Source organism: Anaerolineae bacterium, assembly GCA_013178015.1.
GTDB lineage: Bacteria > Chloroflexota > Anaerolineae > DRVO01 > DRVO01 > Ch71.
The window spans coordinates 1-10,083 of the sequence record JABLXR010000084.1 but is presented as its reverse complement, the minus strand read 5'-3'; the positions used below and the strand labels follow the sequence as shown (position 1 = coordinate 10,083).

Annotated in this window: 10 protein-coding genes and 2 tRNA genes; 5 read left to right on the top strand and 7 right to left on the bottom strand. The window is 64.1% G+C overall.

The window, feature by feature from the left end:
* Positions 1–188: 188 nt before the first annotated feature.
* The 5 genes from HPY83_19195 (at position 189) to HPY83_19175 (ending at position 2,058) form a co-directional block, all read left to right on the top strand.
* A tRNA-Thr gene (locus HPY83_19195) sits at positions 189–263 on the top strand.
* 3 nt (positions 264–266) lie between these two features.
* Positions 267–338 (top strand) — tRNA-Ile (locus HPY83_19190).
* Between the two features lie 202 nt (positions 339–540).
* The gene (locus HPY83_19185) at positions 541–1,146 is read left to right on the top strand and encodes a hypothetical protein (protein NPV10076.1); all 606 of its coding nucleotides are present in this window, start codon (positions 541–543) and stop codon (positions 1,144–1,146) included.
* Between the two features lie 106 nt (positions 1,147–1,252).
* Entirely contained in the window at positions 1,253–1,477 is a 225-nt protein-coding gene (locus HPY83_19180; protein NPV10075.1) for a helix-turn-helix transcriptional regulator, read from the top strand.
* 392 nt (positions 1,478–1,869) lie between these two features.
* Entirely contained in the window at positions 1,870–2,058 is a 189-nt protein-coding gene (locus tag HPY83_19175; protein NPV10074.1) for a hypothetical protein, read from the top strand.
* A gap of 109 nt (positions 2,059–2,167) precedes the next feature.
* On the opposite strand, the gene HPY83_19170 is transcribed toward HPY83_19175, so the two are convergent.
* The 7 genes from HPY83_19170 to HPY83_19140 all read right to left on the bottom strand — a co-directional run bounded on the left by HPY83_19170 (position 2,168) and on the right by HPY83_19140 (position 9,577).
* Positions 2,168–2,863: a hypothetical protein gene (locus tag HPY83_19170; protein ID NPV10073.1), complete on the bottom strand. Its 696-nt coding sequence runs from the start codon at positions 2,861–2,863 to the stop codon at positions 2,168–2,170.
* Positions 2,864–3,143: 280 nt separating this feature from the next.
* Positions 3,144–4,061, bottom strand: a complete 918-nt coding sequence (locus HPY83_19165; GenBank protein ID NPV10072.1) for a sugar phosphate isomerase/epimerase — start codon at positions 4,059–4,061, stop codon at positions 3,144–3,146.
* 88 nt (positions 4,062–4,149) lie between these two features.
* Positions 4,150–5,307, bottom strand: a complete 1,158-nt coding sequence (locus tag HPY83_19160) for a hypothetical protein (protein ID NPV10071.1) — start codon at positions 5,305–5,307, stop codon at positions 4,150–4,152.
* 73 nt (positions 5,308–5,380) lie between these two features.
* Complete coding sequence (locus HPY83_19155) at positions 5,381–6,307, bottom strand: carbohydrate ABC transporter permease (protein NPV10070.1); 927 nt, start codon at positions 6,305–6,307, stop codon at positions 5,381–5,383.
* Between the two features lie 12 nt (positions 6,308–6,319).
* A complete protein-coding gene (locus HPY83_19150) occupies positions 6,320–7,264 on the bottom strand; it encodes a sugar ABC transporter permease (GenBank protein ID NPV10069.1) in 945 nt (314 codons plus the stop codon).
* Positions 7,265–7,444: 180 nt separating this feature from the next.
* A complete protein-coding gene (locus HPY83_19145; protein NPV10068.1) occupies positions 7,445–8,815 on the bottom strand; it encodes an ABC transporter substrate-binding protein in 1,371 nt (456 codons plus the stop codon).
* Between the two features lie 132 nt (positions 8,816–8,947).
* A complete protein-coding gene (locus tag HPY83_19140) occupies positions 8,948–9,577 on the bottom strand; it encodes a hypothetical protein (GenBank protein NPV10067.1) in 630 nt (209 codons plus the stop codon).
* Positions 9,578–10,083: the final 506 nt, after the last annotated feature.

The window sequence follows — 10,083 nt, the reverse complement described above, 5'->3', positions numbered from 1 at the left end:
CCTGGCCCTCAACCTCCTGCGCTCCCTAGGCTTCCCCCTTGTCCCCGACGCCATCCGTCACCTGCGTCTCCACCCTGAAGCCAGCCTCGCCCTCCTCACCCAACCATAGGAGGGTTGAAAAGCCCTGGGGCGGAGCCGGTTCCGTTTGACCGATCTTCCGCGTCGGGCTATACTTAACAGTGCTACAAGCCACCCTAGCTCAATGGCAGAGCAGACGCTTCGTAAGCGCCAGGTTATCGGTTCAAGTCCGATGGGTGGCTCCAGATGGGCCCATAGCTCAGCGGCAGAGCGGCCGGCTCATAACCGGTTGGTCCCTGGTTCGAATCCGGGTGGGCCCACACCCATAGCTACTGGACACTGCCTCCGGCACCCCGGCCGGGGGTAGTCTGGTTTCCAGGGCGGTGACAGTCCCTAGCGGCCCCAGCAGAGCCTCTCCCTCGGCGCATTTGCCTATTGACAAAGCCCGGCCCACAGCGTATCATGATGTTAGAAATACCGCACATACCGCCGGATCGCGCCATGGGGGAGGCAAGCGCGGGGTTGAGGAAGCTCTCTGTGGCTCTCTCGATCTGCTTCCTGCTGCTGCTGGTGCTGTCGCACCTGGCTCTGCGGACGTACTACGTCGCCGTCGCCCTGGTGCTAGCAGCTGTCGCAGCCGGTCACCGGGAGCTGTGGTCTCTGGTGCGATGGCGCAGGCTGCCTCCCTTCGACGAGCGGGTGCAGGAGAACGTGTCCCACAGTGTCCGCAATGGTTTCGCCTTCCTCCTCATCGCTTCAGCTCTCCTTGCCTCCATTCTGACCCTGCGGCCGGCTTCCGGCCCCGCTGCCTCCAAAGTCGTCAGCTGGCTGCTGCTCTCGGGCGTGTTCGTGTATGTGGTGTCCTATGTCTTCTACGACCGGGTAGCGCCGGTTCTGAGCGAAAGGAGTATGGCGGTGCTGAGGACCTTCCTGGTGATCGCTGGTGCGTCGGTGGCCGCGTTCGTAGTCAGTGCCGTGCTGCACAACGCCGTGAGCGCCCTGTTCGGCATCGAGGAGCCCGTGTTCTTCACCATCGCCGTACTGCTCGCTCCTGCCGGCTTCCTGGTGGGCGTGCTCGGGAGCGCCTTCCTCTTCCTGAAGGGCCTGCTCTCCAGAACGCCCCAGTAGCCTACAGCTGGGGCAGGCGCCGCACTGGGGAGATCGGAGTGGGCGGCCGCGAAGCCGGGTCGAGGATGCCGCCTGCCGGGCTCCACCTACGAGTGCAGGAGAGATGCTGAAGACGAAGATCAAGGAGTATCGCGCCAAGCACAACCTGACGCAGGCAAAACTGGCCCAGATGGTCGGAGTGAGACGAGAGACTATCGTGTTCCTGGAGCAGGGCAAGTACAACCCTTCTCTGAGGCTGGCTCACGACGTGGCCCAGGCCCTCGGGGCCCGGATCGAAGACGTCTTCATCTTCGACGATGGGCAGCCCGGCATGGAGGACGGGGAGGGCTAGAGCTGCAGACGCGCAGGATGCCAATGGTTGTCGGACTCATCAGCGCTCAGTGCGGCGATGTGGCTGGTCGGTACCTCAATGGTGCTCTCCCCGTCGGGCACCGGCATAGGCGGATCCGTCGCTCGCTACGTGATCTACTCCCTGGACTCCATCGGGGAGGTGAGCGCCACCGCTGTCGCCTGGATCCTGGGGGTGACGGGTGGCCGTGCTGGTCGCCTTCGGGGCCGTATCGCCGGTCGGCGCAGTCTGTCTGCTGCAGCGAAGGCGGCGGAATCGGGGTCTGGCGGGGTCGTCGGCCACTCTCATCACTCAGTTCTACCTCGGCATACCGGCCACGGTGCTCACCGGCCCGTCGAGGTCCGAGTTCAGGCGCCGACAGCCCGGCCGCCAGGATGACGGCCGCGCTGAGGCGCTTCGTTCTCAGGCAGGCGCCCTCTTGGGCTGCCTGTTGCCCTCTGGCCCTACGCCGGCTGCACCGCTTCTCCTGGGGGCTGGCCCTGCTCTTCGTAGGAGTCCTGATGGGGGTGCAGATCGGACGCATCTTCCTGACCGGCGAGTGGTACGGAGTGCCGGTGCGTTGAGGAGGGGTCGAGGCGTTCCGGGGCGGCGCCGGAAGCCTCGGCGGCCGGCAGCGGCATAGGCCACCTGGGCGCGGACCTGGGGCGGCCGGCAGGGCGCGGGCCGGCCCGTCTACGGAACGACGATGCTCCCGTAGCCGGAGGGTGTGACGCTCGAGTCGTAGGCGTACGTGTCGTCGCGGTCGAAGCTGACCGTGGTGGTGAACCGCGCTCCCGGAGCGACCAGCTCGGGCGAGTCCGGTCCTGGGACGGCCCAGTTGTAGCCGATGGTGGCCCCGCGGGGCCCGTAGAGAGTGCCGATCACCAGGGGGTTCCGCACGCTCACCGGGTACTGATTCTGGACGGCCACGTCTATGGCCCATCCATTCGCCGTCTGGCGCAGCTCCTGCGAAAGCACGGTAAGGTAGCCCGTCGGCTCCCAGTCGGCGCTGGCCCGGTAAGAGACCCAGTCCTCAACTGGCTGGTCCGTGTAAGCCAGGAAGGGACGCTTCTCGCCCGGTGGGATGACCTGGGCCAGGTCGCCAATGGTGCTCACTTGGTCCACAGGAGAGCCGGTACCATCCAGCAGCTCCACTGTCACCTGATGAAGCCAGATGGCCGACGAGGTGTCGTTCCAGACCTCGCCGAAGAAACTCACCGTATCGGCGGCGGCGCTGGGGCGCAAGTTGATGATCCGCACCTCAGCGCTCCCCGTGCCCGCCTGAGCCACGAAGGGGATGAAGATGAACTCCTGAGCGTGGGCCGTAACCAGGCTCCCCAGTAAGAAGCCGATGGCCAGCGGAACGAGAGGTATTCGAGATCGCCGCATGGTCACATCCTCCAGCGATGGCACATAGGCAGTATACACGCTCGATTGGTGGCGCAAAGGGCAGAGGGACAACTCGGAATCGGGGGAAGAGCGCGTTCGCGCGGCAGTCCTACGGGAAAGGCGACATAAGCTGCCCAGCCGAGCCCTCCGGTGCGGCCAGCGCGAGCCCTGGCGTCGCTCGGCGAGAGCTTCCTACCCTCGGCGGGCCGGCCGGGGGCCGATCTAGGCTGGCGCCAGCCTGGCCACTCCATGGTCCGGCGGGCGGTGCAGGCCCCCGCGCCTATGACAGCGAGGCCAGAACGGCCCTCAGGCCCTGGGTGGTCAGGCGAGTGGCTTCAGCCGGCGACTTGCCTGCCGGCTGGTAGTGGGTCTCGACGGAGACGACACCCCGGTACCCGTCGGCCATGAGGGCGGCGAGCTGTCCCTTGTAGTCCACTTCGCCGTCGCCGATCCTCTCCCAGGCGGTCAGCCCGGTGGCCGGGTCGAGAAGCCGAGCGTCCTTGAGGTGGACGTGGGCCACGTAAGGCTTCACCTGATCGTACCCTTCAGGAAACGCTGCTTCCTCGCCGGAGACGAAGGCGTTGGCAGGGTCCCAGACGACCTTGAGGTGGGGCGAGCCCACCGCCTCGACGATGCGGCGAGTGTTGTGGCCAGTGTTGGCCCAGCAGGAGCGCACGTTCTCCAGGCCGAGATCCACTCCGGCCTCATCCGCAACTTCGCAGATGAGGCGGAGAGCATGGCCCAGCTTCTCCAGCATACCGGGCTCGATCTCCCCTCCTGCCGGGAGGCGGGGCGATGGGTTGCCCAACCCGACCATCCCCTCCCGGCGGAAGGAGAAAGTGCGCGCCAGAGGGGAGCCGAAGTAACGAGCCGCCTCCAACACGCGTCGCATGGATTCCAGCTCACGTCGGAAAGGCGGGTCGCTGGCGAGCTCGTCCAGCCTCAAGTGGCCCAGGTAGACCATCTTGAAGGTGGACGGCCCCACCATAGCGACCTGGAGACCGTGCTGGTGCAGGAGCTCGCGCATCCTCTCCCGGTCGGCCTCGCTTGTCTGGTCGAGCGGCCGGCCCCATAGGGAGCCGAACTCCACGTGGGTCATGCCCAGGTCGCGGGCGAAGGGGAGAGAGACCTCCGGATCGGGGTGGATCTCCTCCAGGACTACGCCCAACTTGAAGGCATAGGGCCAGTCATCGGTCACGACACCTCTCCTCTTCGACGCCCGGGAGTGCCCTCCGAGCCAGCAGGTCTAGGGATGCCCGGTGCTCGAGCCCTGGCCTTCCTGTCCGTCACTCGGGTGGTAGGCTGTCCAGGCTCAGACGCAGCACTCCCACGTCCTCTTTGTTGATGGAGTACACTACGTACAGGTGATTTTCCAGCACCATGGAGTGGGGGTACTGGTATCCGTGATCCTTGTAGGTGCCCTCGAAGATTGGGGCCGTCTCCTCGTTGCGCAATATGTAGGAATCGGTCCAGTCCTCGCCGTCGCGACTCAGAGAGAGAACCAGGAGGGTGCGGTACTCCCTCTGTGTCGACGGGTTGCCCACGTAGTAGAAGCGCCCGCCCCGCTCAGGCTCGGCGGCACCTGAGCCAGGAAGCCGGCCCAGGTGGAACTTGGCCACCGAGTCGGTGAACTCGGTGCGCTCGGGGATGGACCAAGTCTCGCCGTCGTCGGTGCTGTAGGTGTGCCAAAGCCGGTCGGTGCCCGAGCGCAAGAGCATGTGCAGGACACCGTCGTCGGTCTGGATGAACGATCCCTCGTTGAGCACGGGGTGCGGTGTCTCGAAGTAAGGCGCTGCCTGTCGAAAGCCCACCGAGTCGTCTACATAGGGCCTGGGCATCTTGCGAGGGTAGATACCGGCAGGGATCCATCCGCTCAGACCCGAGGGGTCGTCGGTGTAGGGGAACATCATCCCCCCGCACATGATGAGGCGGCCAGACCGGATGGGCTGGGGGCCGTGGTTGGGGACGAAGCGCTCCAGGATGGGGATAGGCTGGCCCCAGTGCTCCCCGTCGGTGCTGGTGAGGGCCCAGGTCTTGGTGTTCTTGTGAGGGGTCTCCTGGATGTGATCGGGCTTGCGGGAGCCTGGGGGCAGGTCGTACTCGTACTCCCCGATGTAGGCAACCAGGGTGCCCTGATGGACGTGCCAGCCCCCGGCGGTGAAGGTGAGGCCGAAATGCTCGCCCATGCGGGTGTCAACGAGAGGGCTAGGGGTTGTCCAGTGAACGAAGTCGTCAGAGGTGGAAAGCATCACCCGCTGGCCCACATCGTCCTCGTCTATCCAGCCGTTGGAGAACATGACGTAGAAGCGATCACGGAAGAAAGTGATGTGCGGATGGTGGCTGTAGCTCCAGGGGGACCAGGCCTTGTAGATGAGGGCGGTCTCTACCGGAAGCTTGGGCAGGCCCGTGCCTTTGTAGTCCTCGCCGATGTAGTTGCGAATCACTTGAGCGACCCCTCCAGCAGTGATTGCCCGAGCTGTAACGCGTCCCAGCTCGTCACGCCTCACGCCTCACGCATCATCCTTTGGTGCCGGTGAGGGCGATGCCCTGCACGAAGTACCGCTGCCCGATGATGAAGAGCACGACCAGGGGGAAGACGGTGATGGTAGTGCCGGCCATGAGCAGGCCCCACTCGGTGAAGAACTGATTCTGGAACGTCTGCAGCCCGAGCTGTAAGGTGCGGGTCTTCTCAGTCATGGTGATGACCAGGGGCCAGGTGAAGTCGTTCCAGGAGTCCTGGAAGGCGAAGATGGCCAGGGTAGTGAGGGCCGGCTTCATGAGAGGCATCATAATGCGCCAGAAGATGGTAGCCTCGCTGCAGCCGTCCATGCGGGCGGCGTCGGCGAGCTCGCCGGGGAGAGTGAGGGAGAACTGGCGGATCAGGAAGATGCCGAAAGCGCTGATGGTATTGGGCAGAGTGAGGCCGACGAGGGTATCGATGAGGCCCGTACCGCCGCTGCCAAAGATGTTGTTGCCGCCGGCCAGAGGCCAGCGCTTGAGGATGACGAACAGCGGGATAAGGAGCATCTGGAAGGGAATCATCATGGTCGCCAGCACCAGCACGAACAGCGCATTCTGGCCAGGGAAGCGAAGCCGGGCAAAGGAGTAGCCGGCCATTGAACACAGAGTCACCTGGCCCAGGGTACTGAACACGGCGTACACGGCCGTGTTAAGGGCGTACCGCGAGAATCGCGCCTTCTGCCAGGCATCCACGTAGTTGCCCCAGTTCAGCTCGCGTGGGATCCACGAGGGCGGGAATTCGAAGATCTGGTAGTCGGGCTTGAGGGAGGTAGACAACATCCAGACGAAAGGCACGATCATCAGGATGCTGCTGGCGGTGAGGACGACGTAGAGCAGCGCCCGCGTGCTCAGCTTGCCCAGCCGGCCGCCACGGTACAGGCCTGCCTTGTCGATCAGGGAGCGCGTGTTGGCCGTCAGTCCCATCTTGCTCTCCCTCTACCAGTACTCCACATCGCTGCGCAGGAAGAACCAGTTGATCATGGACAGGATGAAGATGATGGCAAAGAGCACCAGCGCTTCGGCGGCACCGTAGCCCATGCGCAGGTACTTGAACGCATTCAGGTAGATCTGGTGCACGATAGTAGTAGTGGCATAGCCGGGGCCCCCCTGGGTCATGACGAAGACGCTGCCGAACACCTGAAAGGAGCTTATCACCGAGGTGACGAAGATGAAGAAGGTGGTGGCCTTGAGAAGGGGCAGGGTGATGCTCCAGAACTTGTGCCAGGAGCTGGCCCCGTCAATCTCGGCCGCCTCATACAGGTGCCCTGGAATCCCCTGCAGGGCTGCCAGGTAGATGATCATGCTGTAGCCCAAGCTCTTCCACACCGACATGAACATCACCGAGGGCAGCGCCAGCCGGGTGTCCATGAGCCACCGTTGAGGGGGCAAGCCCACCATCTCCAAGCCGGCGTTGAGGATGCCCACATCGGTGGCGAACATCCACATCCATACCACGGCGCTGGCCACTGTGGAGGTGACCACCGGCAGGTAGTAGGCGGTGCGGAATATGACGATGCCCCGTATCTTCTGGTTCAGAAGCAGGGCCACGAAGAGGGATAGTACCATGCCCGTGGGCACCACCCCCAGGGCATACAGGGCGGTGTTTCTCAGGGCAGTCCGGAACACCTTGTCCGTAGCCAAGTAGCTGAAGTTCTCCAAGCCGGTCCAGATCGGTGCTCGGGTGAACTTGAAGTCGGTGAAGCTCAAGTAGCAGGCGAAGCCCATGGGGATCACTGAGAACACGAGGAAGAGCGCCATGGGCACGATGACAAACAGGATGCCCGTTCTCCGTTGGTCGCGGGCCACGGGCCCGAGGGCCCGTCGGGCCGGCACTGCGCTCGGTCTCAAGGTCCGAACGGCGCTGGGCTGGACAGCTGCCATTGGTCCTCCTCAAAGGAGCCAGGAGTCAGGAGCGAAGGAGATAGGAGCCGGGAGGGAAGAAGCCAGGCTCTGTGAACTTGGTGGAGACCTTAGTCTCCCGGGCTCCTACGCCACTGCCGACGTCGCCTGTCCTGGCGCCCACCTCCTGACTCCCATGCTCCTGGCTCCTGTCTCCTTGCCTTACGGCCGAGCCAGAATCTGATCTACTGCCGCCGCCGCGTCATCGAGGGCCTGGTCCGCGCTCTTGTCTCCCACCAGCGCCAGCTCGATCTCCGCCGAGAGCGTGTTGAAGATCTCGCCGTACTTGGTGGTCTGCGGCATCTCTACGGTGTACTGCAAAGCCTCCGTGACGGGAGCGATGCGCGGGTCCTGCATCACGCTCTCGTCCTCCATGGCTGCCAGAGTGCTGGGCGGGCGGAAGATGTCCTTGGCCCAGCGGACCATCACCTTGGGCTGCATCCAGTACTCGATGACGCGCCAGGCCTCCTTGGGGTGCTTGGCATTCTTGGGGATCATTAGGGCACAGGCAGAGGCGATCTGAGCAAAGCCCTTGGGCCCGGCCGGCAGACCGACGAGCCCCCAGTTCTGGAACTCGGGCCGCCAGCGGACGATTCTGCGGGTGGCCGCGGGGACGTCGAAGGTCATGGCCATGGTCTCAGCGATGAAGGGCTCGTTGACCGAGTCCTCGAACTCCTCGCCCCAGCCGAAATCGGTGACCTTGTCCTCGTAGATCAGCTTGACAAGGTTGTTGAGGACCTCCTTGCCTTCGGGGCTGTTGAACTCGGCCTTGGTAAGGTCGTCGTTGTACATGCGCCCGCCCCAAGCGTAGAGCCAGGGCATGAAGACCCGGGGGCCACTCCAGGCGCCGATGCCGACCCCAGAAACCAACAGCTTGCCGGACGCATCACGCTTGCTGGTAGCGATGGCGGCCTCTCGGAACGAATCCCAATCTCGGGGAGGCTGCTCCGGGTCGAAGCCCGCCTCGGCAAGCAGGTTCTTGTTGTAGTACAGAACCATAGTATCGGCATAGACCGGTATGCCCCAGACCTTGTTGTCGTACATGCACAGGGAGATGACGCCGCGCGGGAAGCTGTCAATCTTGACTGTCTCTGAGGCCTCCATGAAAGGCCCGAGGTCAGTCAGGGCGTCTATCTCGGCGTACCCAGGGATGTAGTCGGCCTCGTTACCCAACAGGTCGGGCACGATGCCGCCGGAGACGGCAGTGAGAAACTTCTGGGCCGTCTCGTCGCTACCGAAGGTGGGCTCATGAACCACCTCGATGTCGTCCGAGGCGGCATTGAAGGCGCTCAGGAGCGCAGCGCGTCCCTCCTCCTTGGAGCCCACCAGCTCCGACCAGAAGCTGACTTGGACCTTCTCGGTTGGCCCGGGGGCCACTGTCACTACCTTCTCGACTTCTTTGACTACCTCCCTGGTCACCTCCTTCTCGACCACCTGGGGGGTGGCTGGGGCACAGCCGACCACCACGGCGCCGGCTGCTGCCAGCGCTGACTTTCTGACGAAGTCCCGACGGGTAAGCCTGCTCTTCCTCACGACACACCTCCTTGTGGTACCACTCCGGCCGCGGTGCCGGCTCACCGCTTCCGGCGAATGAACCCAAAGACTCTGGGAACCGGCCCAGGAAGCTAGGCTCTGGCTGCTCGGTCGGTCACTGGTGGGCGATGGTTATGGCAGCGGCCGCCGTACGGTGACCCTTATGAGGCGGATGTCGTAATGGGCGTCATGGCGCATGTTCTGGATGTCAAGCTGGTCTATATCCATCTGGCTGCCTGCCATGATGGTGACCTTCTTGGAGTCGGGGATCTCGAACACGGCACAGCTCATCCCGGCATCCCGATATCCTTCGTCTATGCCCGCGTTCCAGGGCTCGAGGCGCATGTGCTCGCCCCAGAGGTTGTTGATGCGCATCTTGACGCCGGAGCGCGGGTACTTCCATTCCAGCGGTTCGGCGTGCAGGATGATGAACCCGGGGGGGCAGCAGGCGCTGCCTATGACAGTGACGCCGACGATGGGCTCCTCTTCCACGAAGGTGATGGCACCGTAGGGCGGCACGTCGAGTTCCACGCCGTCCTCGTTGAACTCGGCGCCGACGTAAGGGTCCGTCCGGCCCAGCTCGACGTGGAAATTGTCGTAATTGAAGGGGGCCCAGTACTCGTAGACCACCGGCATGTAGGCCAACCGCTGTTGGCGCTGACCGCTCTCGGCGATGCGGGTCACCTCCAGCTCGGCGTCGGTGAACTGCCCCGGCCGCCCCTCTCGCCATGGGTTCTTGACCGCTGCTCGCGATATGGCCATACCGTCATCCTCCTATGATGAGCGTGTCTCACGCTGGGAAGACGCCGACGGTCCCCCATCAGGGCATCTCGCTCCTCTTGTGAACTGGGTCGGCGACTCGCAGCGCATAGCACTGTGTCTGGGCTGAGTGGGGGACGCCGCAGCGGGCAAGAGACCCGTGGCAGACGGGGGAAAGGCCCTCAGGGCGCGACTCGTGAGGGTGCCTGGCACGTTGCCGGCAACGAACGCACCCCAGGCAGCCGGGAACCGACTGTCTGAAGACAGGCGCATCCTGATCTCCGCCTGACGCGAACTGACGATATCAGGGAAACACAGCGTAAGTCTATGGCAGAAGCGGACCCACGTCAATGCCCCAACCGGGCACTTAGGGCTTTCTCAAAGTCCTGGGGCAGGCCACCAGAGATGGCTATCGGAGCCAGGCTGGGCGCTATCGGACGCTGCATCGCCTCTGTTCCCTGCCTGCTGGCTGGCCGGTGGTGGTTCCTGGCCCGCGCCAGATGGCAGCT

Excerpts from the sequence above, each read along its gene's own strand:
- HPY83_19155 (NPV10070.1), bottom strand. The coding sequence starts at position 6,307 with ATGGGACTGACGGCCAACACGCGCTCCCTGATCGACAAGGCAGGCCTG.
- HPY83_19140 (NPV10067.1), bottom strand. The coding sequence starts at position 9,577 with ATGGCCATATCGCGAGCAGCGGTCAAGAACCCATGGCGAGAGGGGCGG.
- HPY83_19150 (NPV10069.1), bottom strand. The coding sequence starts at position 7,264 with ATGGCAGCTGTCCAGCCCAGCGCCGTTCGGACCTTGAGACCGAGCGCA.
- HPY83_19170 (NPV10073.1), bottom strand. The coding sequence starts at position 2,863 with ATGCGGCGATCTCGAATACCTCTCGTTCCGCTGGCCATCGGCTTCTTA.
- HPY83_19175 (NPV10074.1), top strand. The coding sequence starts at position 1,870 with ATGACGGCCGCGCTGAGGCGCTTCGTTCTCAGGCAGGCGCCCTCTTGG.